The sequence below is a fragment of the Streptosporangium sp. NPDC006013 genome (genome assembly GCF_040614275.1).
In the GTDB taxonomy this organism is placed as follows: Bacteria; Actinomycetota; Actinomycetes; order Streptosporangiales; family Streptosporangiaceae; genus Streptosporangium.
In genome coordinates this window covers 1-19165 of sequence record NZ_JBEXUE010000164.1, presented here as the reverse complement: position 1 = coordinate 19165, position 19165 = coordinate 1, and the positions used below count along the sequence as shown (strand labels likewise).

Below are 19165 nucleotides of genomic sequence, written 5' to 3'. Positions count from 1 at the left end.
TTCTCGGAATCGCCCTGATGGCGGGCGGGCTGATCCTCGAATTCCCGGCTCTCATGCCGATGCGATAGGTCGGACGAGCGGGTACGCCGCAAGGCTTCAGCCGGCAGGGGCTGCGCACCAGCGCCATCGCGGCCAAGCTGGGCTGTCACATGCAGACCGTGCGCGAGCGGATCGAGTGCTTCAACGCCGAAGGCCTGGCCGGACTGGGCGACCGACCCGGGGCAGGCCGCAAACCACGCATCACCGAGCTCGAACGCGGACAGCTCATCGCGCCGGCGCGCTCGACCCCGCCCGGACGGCTGGTCTGCGACGAGGCCGGGGACCTGGCCGCAGACAAGGAGGCCGGCCCCGCCGAGTGGACGCTGGACAGCCTGACCGCCGCCGCTCGCGCGCAGGGCATCGAGCTCACCTTCTGCGCACCCTCGCGCAACAGCGACGGCTGGATCGGGCTACTTCAGCAGATCGCCAGGGCTAACCGACGTGGCCCGATCGTGGTCATCACCGACAACCTCCTCCAGCCATTCCAGCTGGAAGGTCCGCCAATGGCCGCTGCGCCATCCGCGGATCCGCCAGGTGTTCATCCCGATCAAGGCCTGCCGGCTGAACCTGGCCGAGGGCTGGTGGCGGCTGCTGCGCAAGGCGGCGTTCGCCGGGCAGACCTTCGCCGACACCACCGAGATCGCACACGCGGTCACCCTCGCCACCGCCCAGCTCAACGCCCACGCCCATCCCTGGATCCGGGGACGACCGCCCTCGCAGCCCCGCACCCTGCGCCGCAAGTTCGTCTACTTGCTATGAGGAACGCAGCACTAGGGGCAAGCTGAAGTGCGATCTCGCGAAAGAAGGTGCCTGCCGAGTTGCTCAGCTGGCGCCGAGCAGCTCGGTGATCTGCGTGTAAAACGGGGCGGGGTCGCCCGCGAGCGATGCCTTCACCATCGCGGTCCAGTCATCGACGATCACCTCGAGCGACCCGGCGGCCAAGCCGTCGAGCGACAGGCGCGGGACATCACGGGGATCGATCTTGGGTCCGTCGTAGCCGGACGACATGTCCGTGTCGGCAGCGCCGAGGAGGACACCCTGAACCAACGTGTCCTGAGCGGCGAGCTCGAGGCGCACGCCGTTGGTCATGTTCCATTCGGCGGCCTTGGCGGCGGAGTACGAGCCGGTGCCGGGGGCGGCGAACCAAGACAGCGCCGACAGCACGTTCACGATCGCGCCGCCGCCGTTCGCCGCGAGGACGGGACTGAACTCGCGGATCACGTCGAGCGTGCCCCAGAAGTGCGTATCCATCTCGCGGCGCACTTCGGTGAGGTCGCCAGTGACGAGGGGGGCGCCGGTCACGATGCCGGCGTTGTTGATGAGGAGCGTCACATCGCGCGCGGCCGCCGCGGCCGTAACGACGGACTCGTGGTCGAGCAGATCGAGTCGCAGCGGCACCACCCGGCTGTCGTCGAAGTAGAGGCCCTCGAGGCTCTCGGAGCGGCGGGTCGTCGCGTACACCTTGCTCACCCCGCGCTCAAGCAGCTCGAGCACGAACTGACGGCCGATACCGCGGTTGGATCCGGTGACAAGGGCGATCTGGTCGGCGATATTCATGGGTTCCTTGCTTCCTGCGTAGGCCTTCTCGGGTTTCGGCGGGGCCGCATCCGGCCCGGCTTCGACTACCCTAAGAGTTCACGTTGACGTCAAGGTCAAGCCGAGAATCGCGAAGTCAGAGTCAGAGGAGGATGCAGATGCGGATAGGCGATGTCGCGCACCGGGCGGGGGTCAGCACCAGAGCTCTCCGCTACTACGAAGAGCAGGGTCTGCTCGCCCCGGAACGCACCCCCAACGGTCAACGGACCTACCCCGAGTCGGCCGTCGAACGTGTCCGGCTGATCCAGCAGTTCTTCACCGCAGGCCTGCCCAGCCGCACCATCCTGCAGCTGCTGCCCTGTGTCGACACCGGGCACGGCTCCCCCGAGGTGTTCGAGCTGCTGGCGGCCGAGCGCAACCGCATCACCGCCGCCATGGCCGACCTCGCCGCCGCGCGTGACGCCCTCGACGACATCATCGACACCGCGAACCATCCAACCCCCGAACATTGCCCCGCTCTCCGCGAACCCGCCTGGGCGCCGTACAGCGCTACCGACGCAACGACGACACAGTGCCCTGGGGATGCTCACCCCCATTGAGTACGAGATGCTCTATCCGAACGTCCAGTCGGCATGAGAGTCAACCAAGCCGACTCCACCGAACTCGGGGTACATCAAAGTCTCCACCGAACCCGGGGCGATTCAGTACTCACGCGTCTCGTCCACCAGACACTCGCCGACGTCGAACACCACAGCCCTGATCACGACCAGCAGCCTACGACGCACCACCGTCTTCCATATGTCAGCCCCAGGCTCTCATGGCAAATTTCGGTGGGCTCGGCTGCTCGCATTGGGGATGTCCGGATACGTGGCTCTGGTCATGGGAAAAGCCGCTTTGGTGGTGCTTCTGGTCCTATGATCACTCGCATCGCCCGGAGATCGCGAGGAAGGACCCCAAGTGACCGACCAGAGGGATGAGCGGGACGCCGGCATCGACACGACCAGGCCCAGCATCGCCAGGGCCTATGACGTCGTCCTCAACGGCAAGGACAACTTCGAGGTCGACAGGGCCTTCGTCGCGGAGATCGTGAAGATCGTCCCCGAGATCTACGACGTGGCGACCTACAACCGTCAGATCCTCGGCCGGGGGGTGCGGTTCCTGGCGGAGCAGGGCGTCACCCAGTTCATCGACCTCGGCTCGGGGCTGCCGACGGTGGAGAACACCCACCAGGTCGCCCAGGGCGCGAATCCCGAGGCGCGGGTCGTCTACGTCGACAACGACCCGATGGTGCTGGCCCACGGCCGGGCGCTGCTGGCGGAGAACGACCGTACGGCGGTGGTCACCTCCGACCTGCGCGACACCGAGGCGATCCTCGCCGACCCGGCGGTAAAGCGGCTCATCGACCGCGACCGGCCGGTGGGCGTGATGCTGGTCGGGGTCCTGCACCACCTGCACGACGACGACGACCCCCGGGGAATCGTCGAGGCCTACATGGCGGCGGTCCCATCGGGCAGCTACCTCTTCATCACCCACTTCTGCGCCTCCAGCCAGGACTCCCGTGACGCGGAGCAGAAGTTCCTCGCGCTGCTCGGCACCGGCCGGTTCCGGACGCCGGAGGAGATCACCGCGTTCTTCGACGGGTTCGAGTTGCTCGAACCGGGTGTTGTCGCGCTGCCCCTGTGGCGACCCGACGGGCCGGTCCCGGCGCAGCTGACCGTGGGCCAGCGGCTCATGTACGGCGGGATCGCCTACAAGCGATAGTCCCGCGGTTGCCCCGGCCGAACTTCGCGCCAGACAGCCGGGCCGACCGCCCCAACACGGCACCACGTATCGGCGGGAAGGTCACGTCGGGGATTTTTATAAATCTACATTGTAAAGGGCGAGGGTCGTCGCAGGAAACGGTGACGACCCGCACCGTCCCCTGCGACCCGCGCGATCCTTCGACGGGGACGTGAAGGGCCGGAAGCGGCGCTGGTCAGGCGCGCGCCAGCTCGGCCAGCAGCTCGTAGGAGCGCACCCGCGCCTCATGGTCCGAGACCATGGTCAGGGCCATCAGTTCGTCGGCTCCGCTGTGTTCGACGAGCTCGGTGAGCCGGTCGCGTACGGTGCCGGGGCCGCCGATGATCTGCGGGTCGAGGTGTTCGCGGACGAACCGCTCGCCCGAGGGGGTGAGCGAGTGGCGCTCGGCCTCCTCGGCGGTGGGAAAGAGCGTGAAGCGGTCCTCGGTGCGGAGCAGGAGCCGGCCCACGGCATAGCCCCGCGCCAGCCACCGGGCGCGCTCGTCGGAGTCGGCGGCGATCACGGTGGGGGCGACGATCGTGTACGGGTGGTCCAGCCACGTCGACGGCTCGAAGGCGTTGCGGTAGGCCTGCAGCGCGGCCACCGTACCGGCCGGGTTGATCTGGTGGGCGTAGGCGTACGGCAGGCCGAGCGCTCCGGCGAAGCGGGCGCTGGAGGTGCTGGTGCCCAGCAGGTACACGGGCGGGCGGGTCTCCGGTCGTGGGACGGCGCGCACGTCGGAGGACGGTTCCCCGGGGGCGAGGTAGCCCAGCAGTTCGCCGAGTTGGTCGGGGAAGCCCTCCTCGGCGGATGGCAGGCCCCGTCGCAGCAGGTGGGCGGCGGCCGGGTCGGTGCCCGATGCCCGGCCGATGCCGAGGTCGATGCGGCCAGGGTGGAACGCCTCCAGTGTCCCGAACTGCTCGGCCACCGTCAGTGGCGCGTGGTTGGGCAGCAGCACCCCGCCGGAGCCGACCCGGATCGTGCTGGTGGCGGAGGCGATCTGCGCGATCAGCACGGGCGGGACCGACGTGGCCAGACACGGCGTGTTGTGGTGTTCGGCGACCCAGTAGCGCGTGTAGCCGAGCCGCTCCACCCGGCGGGCGAGGTCCGTCGAGTTACGCAGGGACTGGGTCGCCGACGACCCTCGCCAGACGGGGACGGTGTCGAGCACCGACAGGCGGACGCCGGACAGATCTGTCATCGGGATGTTCTCCGTTCGTGGGGTCAACGTCGCTCGCCCGGGCCCGGCACCGGCAGGCGTGTTGGGGGCTTGAGCGGGTCTGGCCTTCCGTGCCGCCCAGGAGGCGCCGAACGCGTGCGGACCCGGGGGAGCGTGGCCGATGGCCATGTCATGCCTCGATCACAAAATTATTGAACTCATGCGTTCAATCTAGCCGGCTGCCTTGTTCTGGGACGGCAGGAACCAGGCCACCAGGCTGACGACGACCGCCAGCCCGGCGACGACGGCGGAGGCGGTGGAGGCCCGGGACATCCCGGCCGCGACGTCGTCCCCGCCGGCGAACACGGTGAGCAGCGCGGCCAGTCCGAGCGAGCCGCCCAGCGCCAGTGACGCCTGCAGGACGCCAGAGGTGATCCCCGCGTCCTCGGCCGGGGTCTCGGACAGGATGATGATGTTGAGCGGGACGATCGCGGAACCGGCGCCCACGCCCATGATCACGAGTGGGCCGAGCACCGCGGTCAGGTACTCGCCGCCCGCGCGCACCCCGCTCAGCCAGAGGGCGGCGACCACGATGAGCGCCAGGCCGACGACGGCCAGGTTCTTCGGGCCGCCCGCCCTGGCGATCAGTTTGGGCGCGGATCTGGCCGTCACCAGCAGGGCGATCCCGTACGGCAGGAAGGCCAGGCCGGTGAGCAGTGGGCTCAGGCCCAGGCTCCGCTGCAGGAACTGGGTCAGGAAGAACAGGAAGCCGGTCAGCACGGAGGCGAGCAGTACCAGGTTGAGGAAGGCGCCGGCCCTGGCCCGGTGGGTGAACACCCGGGGTGGCAGGGTGGGCGAGGCGACGCGCGACTCCAGGAACGCGAACGCGGCCAGTACCACCACGCCGCCGGCCAGGGAGGCGAGCGTGACCGTGTCCCGCCATCCCTCCTCGGCGGCGCGCACGAAAGCGTGGACGACCGCGGTCATGCCCAGCACCGACAGCAGTGCTCCCGGCAGGTCGAGGGCCTGGCGGGTGGCGGTGCGCCCGGCGGGCGCGATCGTCCGCGCGCCGAGCGCGACGATGGCGAGTCCGACGGGCACGTTGACCAGCAGGGTCCAGCGCCAGTCCGCGGCCCAGGTCAGCACGCCGCCCAGGACCATCCCGGCTGCCGCGGCCAGGCCCGCCACCGTGGAGTAGACGCCGAACGCCCGTTGCTGCCGCTCTCCGGCGTAGGTGATGGACAGCAGGGCCAGCCCCGCGGGGCCGGCCAGCGCCGCGCCGACCCCCTGCAGCGCCCGGCCCGTGAGCAGCCAGCCGATGTCGGGGGCGAGCCCGGCGAGCAGGGACGCCGCCGCGAGCAGGGCCGTCCCGGACAGGAAGACCGTTCGGTGACCGAGCAGGTCGCCCAGCCGCCCGCCCAGCAGGAGTACGCCGCCGAAGGGCAGCAGGAAGGCGTTGACCACCCAGGACAGGGCGGCCGCGGACAGGCCGAGATCGTGCTGAAGGTCCGGCAGGGCGACGGTCACGATGGTGCCGTCGAGTTGCAGCATGAACTCGCAGCCGACGATCGCGGCCAGGACCAGGCCCAGGCCCCGTGCGGGCGAGACCTGGCCCGGGGAGTCGCCGGTGTTGACCTCGGTGGTCATCTGGGCCTCCAATTCTTACTTGAGTGAACGTTATTTTGAACTCATACGTTCAAATTGGCAAGCCGGATGCGGCCATGACTGGAGTAACCTCGAAAAGTGACCACCATCGAACGCGCGCCGTCGGGCCGGGGACGGATCGACAAGCGGACGGCGATCCTGGACGCCGCCGTGAAGGTCTTCTCCCAGGAGGGCTACGCCCAGGCGAACATCGACGCGATCGCGAGCCTCGCGGGGGTCGCCAAGCCCACCGTCTACAACCACTTCCACGACAAGGAGACCCTGTTCCGCACGGTCATGCGGGACAGCGCCGACCGGTCGACGGCCAGGATCATCGCCGCGTTCGCCACCCTCCCCGACGACGGCGCCGACCTCGCCGGTGAGCTGGAGAGGGTCGGCCACCTCATGGTCGAGTGCCAGCTCAGCGAGGAGGGCTGGGCGCTGCAGCGGCTGCTGTACGCCGAGGCCGCGCGCCTGCCCGACCTCTACGACGAGGTGGTCGCCCGCGGCGGCATCCCCGCGCTGAACGTGCTCGCCGGCCGGCTGGCCGGCCTGGCGAACCGGGGCCATCTGGAGATCGACGATCCGGCGGTCGCGGCCGGCCAGTTCATGGCGCTCGTCGCGGGCAACCTTCCGGCGCTGTCCGCGCTGGGCACCCGTCCGGTCAGTCCTGACGACCTCGCCGACGCGGTCCGCGACGGCGTGCGCACGTTCCTGCGCGCCTTCGCCGCTCCGGCCAGACGCCGCTCGTCCCGCCGCCCCCGCGAGTCCTGAGCATCCCGTCGCGCGGCACGCCGGGGGTCCGGTACGGGACCTCCTGCCGGCCGGAATTCTCGTAGTTCCCCGGCTGACCGTGGAATCGTGGACTTCGATGCCCCGGCGGTGTTCGTCACGCCATCGAATTCCCTGGGCCGAGGGCGCCGGTGCCGCGTCACCTGGAACCTTGATCGCCCGAGTACGGGCTTCCGGCCGCTGAATCCGGGTCCCGCCGGAGCGTGGGCGGTTCTCGTCTTTACCGGCGAGGCCGGTCTTTCAGCGTATTTCTTTATCTTTGCGGCCTGCTGCTGATAACAGATCGGTAAGACCGTACTGTCATGGGCCGCATACAGTGTGTGATTTTTGCCAGGCTGGGGGAGGTCGGACGCGATACGGGAGGCGAGATGTACGGTGAGCATGATCGGACTCACGGCCACGGCCTCAACGCCAGACCGCGAGGGCGCATGCCGTACAGCGACTCGTGGCTCCGGCCACCTGATCCTCCTCGCTCCGCCGGACCCGCGACCCTCCCCGAGCCCGATGGGCAGTGGCAGGAGGAAGCGCCGGCACCCCACAGGACCGCGCGGCACCGGAAGGACGAGGAGGCGGGTGACGACGCCGTCCGGTCACCGGCCCGCCGCTCCTGGACATACCTCGACAGCAGGCCGTTCTCGATGCCCCCGCCGCCCAGTCCCTGGCGGCGGCCGTGGTCGAGGCTCTCGCGCGACCAGCTCCTGGGGCCGGCGCTGGTCGCCGGGTTCCTCGTCGCCGCAGGGGTCGGCGTCTGGTCGTCCGGCTGGTCCCCGTGGGCCGGGACGCCCACCGCGAGCACGGTGCCCGCGCCTCCCGCGGAGCGCCTCCTCGCGGATCACGACATGGTGTTCACGCCACCGCGAGCCCCGGCGGCGGCCGGGGCGGAGGCCTCCGGGGAGGAGCGGAAGACCTCGGCGGGCAAGGGGAGGGCGGCCGGGCGGAGGAAGGCGCCGCGCCGGGACCCGGTGCGGGTCATGCCGGCGGAGCGAGCCCTTTCCGGCCCTGCCGGAAGGTCCGGCAACGAATGGGTCAAGCGGGTGGAGCGGCACCGCGAGAGCGGGGAGGGGCGAGGCTCCGCGCGGACCGGCACCAGGTCGGGAGAGGCCGGAAACGCCGCGCCGGTGACCGGAAGCACCGGCCGGGGAGCGGGCAATGCCGCAGGAGGCGCCGCCGGCACCCGGGGGAACGCCGGAAGCGCCGCATCGGGGCGGTCGCGCTCCGGGGTGCGGAAGGCCCGGTCGCAGCCCCGTACGGCCAGGACGGGTGCCCCGGACGCCAGGTCGCCTTCGCCCTCGGCGTCCAGAAGCAGGCCGTCGGATCCAAGTGCCGGGGGCGGGAGCGCCGCCGGCATCAGCGCCGCCTACGCCTGCCGCCACCTGCCCTCCGGCGACTGGCGCTACGCCTACTGCGTACAGGTCTGGAACGACTACAAGAGCAGGAACGGCCTGCCCTGATCGGGCTCGAAGGCCGGGAGAGCGCGACGGTTCCCCCGTCGTGCCACCCAAAATTGACTGATCGTTCTAATAAAGGGTACGTTCTCGGTCATGGCGAGAACCAAGGAGTTCGATCCGGACGCGGTGTTGCAGCGGGCCATGGAGCTCTTCTGGGAAAAGGGCTATGAGGCGACCTCGATGGCCGACCTGGTCGAGCATCTGGGGATCGGCAGGGCGAGCCTCTACGCGACGTTCGGCGGCAAGCGAGAGCTTTACCTGAAGGCGTACGACCGCTACCTGGAGAACGGCATCGACTTCGTCGGCCTGCTCTCCCAGCCCGGCCCCGTGCTGCCCGCCGTGCGGGCGCTGGTCGAGCGCTATGCGGAGGAGGCCGCACAGGACGAGCTTCGCCGTGGCTGCCTGGTGGTGAACACCGCCGTGGAGCTGGCGCCGCACGACCAGACGCTGGCCCGGCGGGTCGAGGCGAGCTGGGACTTCGTCGAGGCGACCCTGACCTCGGCGCTGGCCAGGGCCCGCGCCCAGGGCGAGCTGACGGCGGAGAAGAACCCGCGGGCGCTGGCCCGCTTCCTGCTGACCCTGATGCAGGGCATGCGTGTCATCGGCAAGGGTTCGAGCGACCCTGCCCGGTTGCGTGACACCGCGGAGCAGGCCCTGTCCGTTCTCGCCTGATCCGCGGCCCGCCCGCCGACGAGTTCGGTTTTCGCTGCTCAAATAATAGAACGATTGGTCAAATAATGAGGTGCCGTGCCTGCCCTTCCGATCGGCTCCGTAACGCGTACCGGTCCGGCCTTCGCGCTGCTTGGCGCCGTCCAGATGCTGCTGATCTGCGGCATCACTGTGATCTCCGTGGCCTTGCCCGCGGTGCAGTACGAACTCGGCCTGGATCGTGGCGAACTGGCCCTGGTCAGTAGCGCGTACGGGCTGTCGTTCAGCGGGCTGCTCCTGCTCGGGGGACGGCTGGCGGATCTGTACGGGCGGCGGCGGCTCTTCCTACTGGGGGTGGGGTTGTTCGGATGCGCCTCGGCCGCAGCCCTCCTGGCGCCGGGTTTCGGGCCGCTGGTCCTCGCCCGCTTCGCCCAGGGAATCGGCGCCGCCTTGGCCGCGCCCGCCGCGATGGCACTGCTGCCCGCCCTCTTCCCCGACCCGTCCCGGCGCGCTCGTGCCCTGGCCGCATGGGGTGGGCTGTCCGGCGTCGGCGCGATCCTCGGCATGTTCCTGTCCGGGATCATCGCGCAATGGGCTTCGTGGCGATGGGCGTTCGCCGTGCTGGTGGCCCTCTCCCTGCCCGCGCTCGCCGTCGCCTCCCGGCTGCTGCCCTCCGACGGCCCCGTGCGGCGCGGCCTCCTGGACGTCTTCGGCGCGCTTCTGGCGGTCGGCGGTTTGTCGATGCTGAGCTACGGGCTGCTGGGAGGTTCCGTGGCCCGCATCGCCCTCGGCGCACTCCTGCTGATCGTCTTCGTGCTGGCCGAATCTCGTGCGGCCGCACCCCTGGTGCCGCTCTCCTTCTTCGCCTCGCGGCCCCGCGTCGTGGCCCTGGCGGCCATCGTGCTCGCCTCCGCGGGCATGGCCGGCAGCATGTTCTTCCTCTCCCTGCACCTCCAGCAGGACCGCGGACTGAGCCCACTGCTGACCTTGGCCGTCTTTCTTCCGTACGGCCTGGTGCTCATGGCCACCGGGGCGGTCGCCGGACGGCTGTCCGCCCGTTACGGCCCCCGGGTGCTGCTGGTCGTCGGCCTGTTCGTGGCCACCGTGGGGCTGGCGCTGGTCTCCGCGCTCGACGGTGTCCTTCTCGCGGCCGGGCTGCTGGTCCTGCCGCTGGGCGTAGGGCTGACCTTCGCCGGAGCGACCGTGACGGTGGTCGACGACGTGCCGGAGAAGCAGGCCGGGCTCGCCGGAGGCGTCGTCAACACCGCCATGGAGGTAGGGCCGACGGCCGGGCTCGCCGCCCTGGTGGTCGTGGCGTCGGGACACGCGGGCGGCTACGGCTTCGCCTTGGGGGTGGCAGCCTGCACCTTCGCCCTTGCCGCCCTGCTCGCCGCCGCGCTTCTGCGGCCACGCGTCCGCAGGTAACCCGTCGACACATCCGAATACCCGAATATCACCCGAATATCAGAGGAGAACGCGTCAGATGAGCAGTAGCCGATTCCACGGCAAGGTCGCCCTCGTCACCGGTGGCGGCACCGGCATAGGCCACGCCACCGCGCGGGCCTTCGCCCGCGACGGCGCCACCGTCGTAGTGGCCGGGCGTAGTGCCGACGAGCTTGCCCGGACCGTCAAGCTGATCGAGCAGGAGGGCGGGCGCGCGAGTTTCGTCACCGCCGACGTCACCGTGGAAGACGATGTCGCCCGTATGGTCGCGACCACCGTGGAGCGCCACGGCGGCCTCCACATCGCTCACAACAACGCCGGGATCTTCGGCCAGGCCGCCCCGGTCGCCGACCTCGACACCGAGACCTGGCGGCGGGTTCTGGATGTCAACCTGACCGGCGTCTTCCTCTCGATGAAGTACGAGATCCAGCACATGCGCGCCCACGGCGGCGGCGCGATCGTCAACACCGCCTCCAACATCGGTGCGCACGGCCGGCTCCCCTGGCTGGGCTCCTATGCCACCTCCAAGGCCGGCGTGAGCACCCTGACCCGTGCTGCCGCTCGCGATCACATCGGCGACGGCATCCGTATCAATGCCATCAGCCCCGGCGCCTCCGACGGGCCGATGTCCTACCTGCCCGGTGAGACCCGCGAGCGGCGCGACGCCCGGATCACGCCGTCGATCCCCCTCGGACGGGTCGGCACGCTCGACGAGATCGCCGCCACCGTGCTCTGGCTGGCCTGTGACGAGGCGGGTTTCGCCGTCGGTCACGACCTCGTCGTCGATGGCGGGGCCACCGCCTGACCGGGTCACGCGCGCGTGGTCTTCCCCTCTCGGACGTGGGCCGAGAGGGGGCCGTCCCATCATGTCGCCGGTGGCGGATTGTGGCCGATGTCCCAGCTCGGGCCGTGGGAGTGCGCGGTGCTCACGATCCTTGGCGTGAACTTGGGGTATCTCGGCGATTACTCATGGTCATCGCGGCGCATGAGGTCACGTGCAGATCAACCCTCAGTACCAACGGGAGTAGCCATGCACATCCGCATCGCCGCGACGGGGCTCGTCGCCGTCGGCCTTCTCGCCACCCTGGCCACCGCCGCCACCGCCGCCACCACTGACGTCGCGGTCGTCCCCGCCCCGGCCGCGTGTGCCCAGGAGCATCTCGCGCTGCTGGACGCCGAGGACGCCATCGCAGGAGTCGAGGCCGTCCCGGAGGTCAAGGCCGCCCATGACGCCCTGGCTAAGGCCGGCGCCGCCGCGGACGTGGACAAGCTCTCTCGGCAGACGCCTCCGAAGCCGCTCGGGGCAGGCGTGCCGGAGGCGGATCCCGCCACCGCGAAGGCAATGGAGGCGTACAACGCGGCCGGGGCCAAGTACCTGCAGGCGCGCGACGCGGCGCTTTCGAAGGTCACGCCACTGCATCAGAGCTCCAGGGACGCGCTCAAGAAGTGCCTCCAGGTCGGCTCCGCCTGAACCCGATCGGATGACACGGGCCGGAGTCTCCCAAGCCGTGACCAGGGTGGGCGGTCAGTGGCGGCCGGGGACTCCGGTACCGGGATGCGGGTCAGTGCTCCGGCCTTCATGCCGGGGAGCGCGTCAAAGAACTTCTGCCTCAGGGGCGGATCGCCCTGCTGCGTGACCACTTCGCACCGGAGGGCGGAGTTCTGAGGAGGCGCCGGTATCGCCCGGGTCTGTCGTGCCTCTCCGTGTTCTTCCAGTGTCCCTCGTGGTTCCGGTTGCGTCGTTCGGCGTGAATACGGATGTCCGGTCGCTGTAATCTCCAACAATCCCGCAAGTGGCGCCGTGTTCGGCTGCGCCTGCAAAATAAGACTGGACATCTCATGATAAATACTGCTGAAATGGTGTTTTTCGTGAATAAGTAATTCACCCTACGCAAGGGGCAGTCGGACACTCCCTGATGGTGGCGCATGGACACTGCTCTGTCGTTTCGCGTTCTCGGTCCACTTGAAGTCCTGGTAGGTGAGCGACGGGTCTCGATCGGAGGGTCACGCCAGCGAATTATTCTCGCCACGCTCATCCTGCGCGCGGGGCGGGTCGCCCCCGTCGACCTGCTCGCCGGGGCGATATGGGGCGAGCACCCGCCGCCCACCGCCCGCAGCCAGGTGGTCATCTGTGTCTCCGGGCTCCGCCGGGCCTTCCTGGAGGCGGGCGCCCCGGCGAACCTGCTCGGTACCTCCTCGCCCGGGTACATCCTGCAGGCCGACCCCTCCCAGGTCGATGTCCTGCTCGCCGAGCGCCTCGCCGCCAAGGCGAGGGCCGCGGAGAGCGCCGGCGACCTCTCCGGCGCCGCCCGGCTGTTCGCCGAGGCGTGCGGTCTGTGGCGCGGCCCGGTTCTGGCCGGCATCGAGAGCGCGTTCGTCGAGTCCGAGGCGCGACGGCTGGACGATCGCCAGCTGACGCTGACCGAGGAGCGCGTCCAGCTGGAGCTCGCCCTCGGCCGGCACCGGGAGCTGATCGACGACCTCGCCGTCTTCGTCGACGCCAACCCCCTGCGCGAGCGGCTGCGCGCCCAGCTGATGCTGGCCAGATACCGGTGTGGGCGCCGGGCGGAGGCGCTCGACACCTACCGGATCGGGCGGATGCAACTCGTCGAGGAGCTCGGCATCGAGCCGGGCACCGAGCTGCAGGCCCTGCACGACGCCATCCTGCGCGACGCCCCCGAGCTGACCCCGGCACCCGTCCGGGTGAGCGTGCCCGTCTCCGAGGCCGCCACCGGATCGGAGCCCGTGCCCGCGGAGCCCGTTGCGGTGGTCCCGGTCGAGTACGGGGTGGTGCCCGCGCAGCTGCCCGCGGACGCGCCCTGCTTCGTCGGCAGGACCACCGAGATCGCCGAGTTGGACGCCCTGCTGGACAAACGGATCGGCCAGGGGTTGCTGACCATCGCGCTCATCACCGGGGTGGGCGGGGTCGGCAAGTCGGGGCTCGCCGTGCACTGGGCGCACCGGGTCGCCTCCCGCTTCCCCGACGGCCAGCTCTTCGTGAACCTGCGCGGCTACGACCTCAACGCCCAGCCGTTGACCCCCGGCGCGGTCATGGACCGCTTCCTGCGGGCCTTCGGCATCGCCGGCGAGCGCATCCCCGAGGACCTGGACGAGCGCGCCGGCCTGCTGCGCACCGTCATCGGCAGGCGTCAGGTGCTGCTGTTGCTGGACAACGCCCGGTTCATCGACCAGGTCAGGCCGCTGCTGCCCGGCTCCGGCACCTGCTGTGTGATCGTGACCAGCAGGGACCCGCTGGGCGACCTGGCCGCCAGGGAGGGCGCCAGCGTGATCCATCTGGAGGTGCTGGGCGCGGCGGACTCCGCCGCGCTGCTCGCCGGGGTCGCCGACTCCGTGGTCATGGACGAGGACCCCAAGGCCGCCGCGCTGCTCGGCGAGCTGTGTGACGGGCTGCCACTGGCACTGCGGATCGTGGGTGCCCGCCTCACCGCCCGCTCGTACTGGACCCCGGCCCGCCTGGCCAAGCGTCTCGCCGACGAGCGGCGCCGGCTGGACGAGCTGAGTTACGGCCAGCTGACCGTACGGGCCAGCTTCGCCCTCAGCTACCGCGACCTGAGCCCCGAGGCGGCGCTGATGTTCCGCAGGCTGGGGCTGCTCGAGGCGCCCGACTTCGCCTCCTGGGCGGGTGCGGCGTTGCTCGACATCGACGGCCTCGACGCCGAGGACCTGATCGACCAGCTGGTGGACGCCCAGCTCGTCGAGGTGCTCGGCCCCGACGGCGCCGACCAGATCCGCTACCGCTTCCACGACCTGGTCCGGCTGTACGCCAGGGAGCGGGCCGATGAGGAGGAGCCGCCCGAGGACCGGCTCGCCGCCGTCACCCGCGCCCTGAGCTGCTGGCTCGTGCTGGCCGAGGAGGCACACCAGCGGGAGTACGGCGGGGCCTTCACCCAGCTGCACGGCGCGGTGCCCCGGTGGCGGCCGGCCGACGCGGACGAGCTCCTGGAGCGGCCACTCGACTGGCTGGACGCCGAACGCGGCGCCCTGGTCGCCGCCGTCTCCCAGGCCGCCCACCTCGGCGCGTCCGAGCTGTGCTGGGACCTCGCCGTCACCGCCACCACCCTGTTCGAGGCCCGGAGCCACTTCGACGACTGGCGCACCACCCATGAGACGGCCCTCGCCGCCGCTCGCCGGGCCGGCGATCTGCGCGGTGAGGCGGCCGTTCTCTGCTCGACGGGAAGCATGTATCTCTTCCAGCAGGTGCCGGAGCGGGCGGGCGAGTGCCTGTGGGCGGCGCGCGAGCTGTTCGAGCGGCTTGAGGACTCGTACGGGATGGCGCTGGCGCTGCGCAACATCTCACTGCTGGACCGGCTCGCGGGCCGCTTCGACACGGCGCTCGACGGGTTCCTCACCGCGAAGAGGATCTTCGCCGCGGTCGGGGACCGCTTCGCCGAGGCCCACGTGCTCGGCGGCATCGCCCAGGTCCACGTCGACCAGGGGAGGGTGGAGCTCGCCGAACCCCTGTTGAGACAGGCCCTGGAGGTCTTCCGGCAGCTGGGCAGTGAGCGGGGTCAGGCGCAGATACTCAACAGGCTGGGGGAGACACTGCTGCGCCAGGATCGGCTGGGGGAGGCGGAGGCGACCTCCCGGGCCGCGCTCGCCCTGGTCAGGGAGCGGCAGGACGACATCGGGCAGGCGTACATCCTGTGTGGGCTGGGGGAGATACAGGTCCGCCAGAACCGGCTGGAGGCCGCCGTGGAGAGTCTCGACGAGGCGCTGGCCATCGCCCAGGGGGTGCGCGAGCGTTTCGTGGAGGCGCGGATCCACCTGGCCTTCGGCCAGTTGCACGCCCGGCGCGGCCGGTTCGACGAGGCGGTGGCCTATCTGCTCGAGACCTTCGAGATATCCACCGAGCTGGATACCCGGCTGTGGCAGTTCAGGGCACTGTCCGCGCTGGGGGAGGTGTTCATCCTCAAAGGGGACGAGGCCGCCGCCTCCGATGCGCTGAATCGCGCCCTGGATTGTTGCACCGATACCGATTCCGAGGATTACCGGCGAATCAGGGCGCGACTGGCCACTTTATCGGGAATTTCCGCTGAATCATCAGGTCCATGTGCTGTCGCCGGTGATGTGAGCGACTGACGAGGCTGCGGTGATCGTACCCTGAACGACGGCCACAGGCAGGGTGAAGAGCGCGGCAGTGGCGGTGACCTTCGCGACCCAGGTAATCCACCGAGACATTTTCAACCTCATTCATCCGTGGTGTTTTCTTTCCTTCTTTCGTTCTGCGACAAACGTAGAATGGGGCGCGATCGAGTCGATATCACATCGGCTACCGCTTGATATCCGGGGTCGCGTCGCGCATCAGCACCGCCGTGAGCAGCACGTCCGCTCCCCACGCCAGGTGCTCGGGGGCGGTGTACTCCCCGGGGGCGTGGCTCACCCCGTCTCTGCTCGGCACGAATATCATCCCGACGGGCGCGATCCGCGCCACGATCTGGGCGTCGTGGCCGGCGCCGCTGGGCAGGCGATGGTAGGGCAGGCCCTGCTCGGCCGAGGCGCGGGCGATGAGCTCCCGCAGGCCCGCGTCACAGTCGACCGGAGAGGTGCGCGCACCGGGGACGACCGTGACGCGGGTGCCGGTCGTGCCGGCCACTTCGGCGGCGACCTCGGACAGTCGCGCCAGTGCCGTGTCCAGCGCCCCGGCCGAGGTGTCGCGGAACTCCACCCCCAGCCGGACCCTGCCGGGGACGACGTTCCACATGCCGGGCTCGACGGCGCATGTCCCGGTGGTGGCGCGCAGCACCAGCCGCTCGTCGGCGGCGATGGCCCGCACGGCCAGTACCAGCCGGGCGGCGCCGTCCAGCGCGTCCGCCCGGTGCTCCATGGGCGTGGTGCCCGCGTGCCCGGCCACGCCGTCGACCGTGACCGAGACGTTCACCCGCCCGGTGATCGTCTCCACCACCCCGATCGGTACGTCCAGGCGTTCCAGCACCGCTCCCTGCTCGATGTGCAGCTCCAGGTAGGCGGCAATGTCGCGGGGTGACCAGGCCGCCTCGGCCAGCCGCTCGGCGTCGCCCCCGACTGCGGCCAGCAGGTCGGCGACCGGGATGCCGCGATCGTCCAGGGCGCGCGCCGCGCCGGGCGGCAGCACCCCGGCGAAGCCGTGCGAGCCCAGCATGCCCATCGTCCCGTGGGCGCCCTCCTCGTCGCAGAAGGCCACCACCGCGAGCGGGTGGTTCAGCCGCACGCCCTCCTCGTGCAGGGTCCTGGCCACCTCGATGCCGGCCAGCACCCCGTAGGCCCCGTCGTAGGCGCCGCCGTCCGGCACCGTGTCGATGTGCGAGCCCAGGACCAGCGCGGGCGCCCCCGGCGCGGCACCGGGGCGGCGGCCGATCAGGTTGCCGGCCGCGTCGATCCGTACGGCCAGCGCGGCCTCCTCCATGAGCCGCGCGACGTAGGCGCGGCCCTCCACATCCGCGGGGGTGAACGCCAGCCGGGTCACCCCGCCGCCGGGCACCGCGCCGATGGCGCCGAGCCCGGCCACCTGCTCCACCAGACGCCCGGCGTTGACACGGGGCCGGGTCCCCTGCAGGACGGTCATGGCGTACGCAGGGATTTAGGGCGCATGTCCGTCCAGACCCGCTCGATGTGCGCCAGGCAGTCGTCCCGGCCGCCGAGGGTTCCGGTGGCGGTCCACCCGGCGGGCAGGGCCCGGTCGTGCGGCCAGATGGAGTACTGCTCCTCGTGGTTGACCACCACTATGTAGGTGCTCACGTCAGACCTCCAGGTCACCGATCGTGGTCGAGTCGTCCCGCACGGCGCTCGTCCGGGAGGAGCGCGCCGCCCGCGCGGTACGCGGTGTCATCTCGCAAGGGGAAGGCCGGGGCCGGACACCAGGGCGGTGATCGACCGCTCCAGCTCGCCGGCCATCGCGGCGACCGTCTCCGGAAGGAACAGTGCCGTGTCGTACTCCAGGACCGCTCGCGCGTGGCCGCCCAGGTCGGTGACCTCCAGGGCCAGGTCGAACTGCGAGGTGCCCAGCGGCATGACCAGCCGGTCGGCCGTCACCCCGGGCAGCCGGTCGCCGGCCGACTCCAGCAGGCGCCGGTCGTGCAGGGTGAACAGCACGTCGAACGGGGTCCTGCGGTCCCTGCCCAGTTCCGCGGTCAGCTTCGACAGCGGCAGTTCCTGGTGCTCGTAGGCGCCCAGCAGGCTCTGCCGGACCTGGCCGACGACCTCGGTGAAGGTGTGCGCCCCGGCCAGCGGGGTGCGGACCGCCACCGTGTTGACGAAGTGCCCGATCAGGTCGGCGACCTCGCTCCTGGAGCGGCCGGACACCACCGAGCCGACCGTCACGTCCCAGACACCGGTGCGGCGGGCCAGCCAGACCTTGAAGGCGGCCAGGTAGACCATGTGCGGTGTGGTGTCGGTGGCGCGGCACAGCCCGCGTACGTCGACGGGCAGTTCGAAGGCGTGCTGGGCGCCCTGGAACAGCGGCCGTCTGGGGCGGGGCAGGTCGGTGCGGAGCGCGGTGCGCGGTGCGCCCGCCAGTTGCCTTCGCCAGTAGTCCACCAGGCCGGACAGCCGCTCACCGGTCAGCGACTCGCGTTCCCAGACGGCGAAGTCGACGTAATGGGTGCCGGGCGGCGCCGGTTCGGCCGAGCCCTCGACCCGGTTGCGGTAGAGGGCGCACAGCTCCCGCCAGAAGATCGCGGTCGACCAGCCGTCGAAGACGATGTGGTGCGCCAGGACGAGCAGCACGTGCTCGGTGGGGGAGACCCGGTACAGGACGGGCCGCAGCAGCGGGCCGCCGGCGAGGTCGAACGGTCTGCGGTACTCCTGAAGGATGAGCCCGGCGGCGTCGGCCGTCTCCACCACCGGCAGCGGCACCGGCGCCGGGTCCGCCACCCGCTGTACCGGCCCCTTCCTGGTCATCGTGAACGTGGTGCGCAGCGACTCGTGCCGGGCGACCACCCGCTCGATCGCCCACTCCAGCGCCTCGACGTCCAGGGGGCCACGGAGCCGGAACGCGTGCGGCGCGTTGTAGGCGAGGCTCGCCGGGGCCAGGTGGTTCAGCACCCACAGGCTCTCCTGGGCGTAGGAGAGCGGGTATCCGGCGCCGGGCGTCCTGGGCAGCGGGCGGGGCCCGGTCCCGGCGGGACCGGCCAGCCAGGCGGCCAGCTGGGCGGCGGTCAGGTGGTGGAAGACGTCGGAGATCGACACCTGCACGCCCAGCCGGTCCTGGATCCGCATCGCCACCTGGACCGCGGCCAGCGAGTGGCCGCCCAGGCCGAAGAAGTCGTCGTCCGGGCCGATCTCGCCGGGTTCCAGATCGAGCACCTCACTCCAGACAGTGGTGACGACATCCAGTAACTCGGCCGGAACCCGGCCGGTCGTGCCCGTGTTCCCGGCCGGGGCGCCCGCGTGCGGGGCCGGGCCGTGCGGGATCGCCGGAGGGCTCACCGCCGCGGCGGCCGGGTCCCCGCTCCCTGCTCCGGCACCGGGACGGGGCTCCCAGGCAAAGGCCGCCACCGGACGGCCGGGGTCGCCGGCCGCGAAGTCCAGTACCCGCAGGTAGCCCTGGGCGAGCCAGGCGATCGTGTCCGCGTCGAACAGGTCGGCCGATCGGTTTTCTTCAGTCGACGCCACCAGTCCTGGTGATCGCGGTACCACCGCACGACTTGGTCGAGTCCTGCGTCGAAGTCAATGCGGGGTT

16 protein-coding genes and 1 pseudogene are annotated in these 19165 nt (G+C 70.7%); 11 read left to right on the top strand and 6 right to left on the bottom strand.

The features are described from left to right. Window positions 1–110: 110 nt before the first annotated feature. Both ABZ260_RS24190 and ABZ260_RS24185 read left to right on the top strand, forming a co-directional pair. Window positions 111–386 (top strand): annotated as a pseudogene (locus tag ABZ260_RS24190) (helix-turn-helix domain-containing protein); the annotation flags it as partial. Between the two features lie 187 nt (window positions 387–573). Next, complete coding sequence (locus ABZ260_RS24185) at window positions 574–798, top strand: hypothetical protein (RefSeq protein WP_355621683.1); 225 nt, start codon at window positions 574–576, stop codon at window positions 796–798. Between the two features lie 63 nt (window positions 799–861). On the opposite strand, the gene ABZ260_RS24180 is transcribed toward ABZ260_RS24185, so the two are convergent. Further along, the gene (locus ABZ260_RS24180) at window positions 862–1596 is read right to left on the bottom strand and encodes an SDR family oxidoreductase (RefSeq protein WP_355621680.1); all 735 of its coding nucleotides are present in this window, start codon (window positions 1594–1596) and stop codon (window positions 862–864) included. 137 nt (window positions 1597–1733) lie between these two features. Between ABZ260_RS24180 and ABZ260_RS24175 the strand changes: the two genes are divergently transcribed. Beyond that, the gene (locus ABZ260_RS24175; RefSeq protein WP_355621677.1) at window positions 1734–2174 is read left to right on the top strand and encodes a MerR family transcriptional regulator; all 441 of its coding nucleotides are present in this window, start codon (window positions 1734–1736) and stop codon (window positions 2172–2174) included. 358 nt (window positions 2175–2532) lie between these two features. Continuing rightward, window positions 2533–3336: an SAM-dependent methyltransferase gene (locus tag ABZ260_RS24170; RefSeq protein WP_355621674.1), complete on the top strand. Its 804-nt coding sequence runs from the start codon at window positions 2533–2535 to the stop codon at window positions 3334–3336. Between the two features lie 214 nt (window positions 3337–3550). Here the strand turns inward: ABZ260_RS24170 and ABZ260_RS24165 are convergent, their stop codons facing one another. Together ABZ260_RS24165 and ABZ260_RS24160 are read right to left on the bottom strand one after the other, a co-directional pair. Next, entirely contained in the window at window positions 3551–4555 is a 1005-nt protein-coding gene (locus ABZ260_RS24165) for an LLM class flavin-dependent oxidoreductase (protein ID WP_355621671.1), read from the bottom strand. A gap of 189 nt (window positions 4556–4744) precedes the next feature. Next, window positions 4745–6160, bottom strand: a complete 1416-nt coding sequence (locus ABZ260_RS24160) for an MFS transporter (protein WP_355621668.1) — start codon at window positions 6158–6160, stop codon at window positions 4745–4747. A 96-nt stretch (window positions 6161–6256) separates the two neighbouring features. On the opposite strand from ABZ260_RS24160, the gene ABZ260_RS24155 reads away from it, so the two are divergent. The 7 genes from ABZ260_RS24155 (at window position 6257) to ABZ260_RS24125 (ending at window position 15588) form a co-directional block, all read left to right on the top strand. Continuing rightward, a complete protein-coding gene (locus tag ABZ260_RS24155) occupies window positions 6257–6931 on the top strand; it encodes a TetR/AcrR family transcriptional regulator (protein WP_355621665.1) in 675 nt (224 codons plus the stop codon). Between the two features lie 386 nt (window positions 6932–7317). Then, the gene (locus ABZ260_RS24150) at window positions 7318–8400 is read left to right on the top strand and encodes a hypothetical protein (protein WP_355621662.1); all 1083 of its coding nucleotides are present in this window, start codon (window positions 7318–7320) and stop codon (window positions 8398–8400) included. A gap of 90 nt (window positions 8401–8490) precedes the next feature. Further along, the gene (locus ABZ260_RS24145; RefSeq protein WP_355621659.1) at window positions 8491–9069 is read left to right on the top strand and encodes a TetR/AcrR family transcriptional regulator; all 579 of its coding nucleotides are present in this window, start codon (window positions 8491–8493) and stop codon (window positions 9067–9069) included. Window positions 9070–9144: 75 nt separating this feature from the next. Beyond that, a complete protein-coding gene (locus ABZ260_RS24140; protein ID WP_355621656.1) occupies window positions 9145–10470 on the top strand; it encodes an MFS transporter in 1326 nt (441 codons plus the stop codon). Window positions 10471–10528: 58 nt separating this feature from the next. Next, on the top strand, window positions 10529–11293 hold the full coding sequence (locus ABZ260_RS24135; protein ID WP_355621653.1) for a glucose 1-dehydrogenase: 765 nt from the start codon (window positions 10529–10531) through the stop codon (window positions 11291–11293). Between the two features lie 225 nt (window positions 11294–11518). Further along, on the top strand, window positions 11519–11959 hold the full coding sequence (locus ABZ260_RS24130; protein ID WP_355621650.1) for a hypothetical protein: 441 nt from the start codon (window positions 11519–11521) through the stop codon (window positions 11957–11959). A 455-nt stretch (window positions 11960–12414) separates the two neighbouring features. After that, entirely contained in the window at window positions 12415–15588 is a 3174-nt protein-coding gene (locus tag ABZ260_RS24125; protein ID WP_355621647.1) for a BTAD domain-containing putative transcriptional regulator, read from the top strand. Window positions 15589–15778: 190 nt separating this feature from the next. Here ABZ260_RS24125 and ABZ260_RS24120 read toward each other — a convergent pair whose 3' ends face one another. The 3 genes from ABZ260_RS24120 to ABZ260_RS24110 all read right to left on the bottom strand — a co-directional run bounded on the left by ABZ260_RS24120 (window position 15779) and on the right by ABZ260_RS24110 (window position 19098). Beyond that, window positions 15779–17050, bottom strand: coding sequence for a Zn-dependent hydrolase (locus ABZ260_RS24120; RefSeq protein ID WP_355621644.1), 1272 nt, complete (start codon window positions 17048–17050; stop codon window positions 15779–15781). Further along, window positions 17047–17223 (bottom strand): MbtH family NRPS accessory protein, encoded by a 177-nt coding sequence (locus tag ABZ260_RS24115; RefSeq protein ID WP_355621641.1) that lies wholly within the window; start codon window positions 17221–17223, stop codon window positions 17047–17049. The genes ABZ260_RS24120 and ABZ260_RS24115 overlap by 4 nt, the downstream gene beginning before the upstream one ends. Before the next feature lie 87 nt (window positions 17224–17310). Continuing rightward, window positions 17311–19098: a condensation domain-containing protein gene (locus tag ABZ260_RS24110; RefSeq protein WP_355621638.1), complete on the bottom strand. Its 1788-nt coding sequence runs from the start codon at window positions 19096–19098 to the stop codon at window positions 17311–17313. Between the last annotated feature and the right edge of the window lie 67 nt (window positions 19099–19165).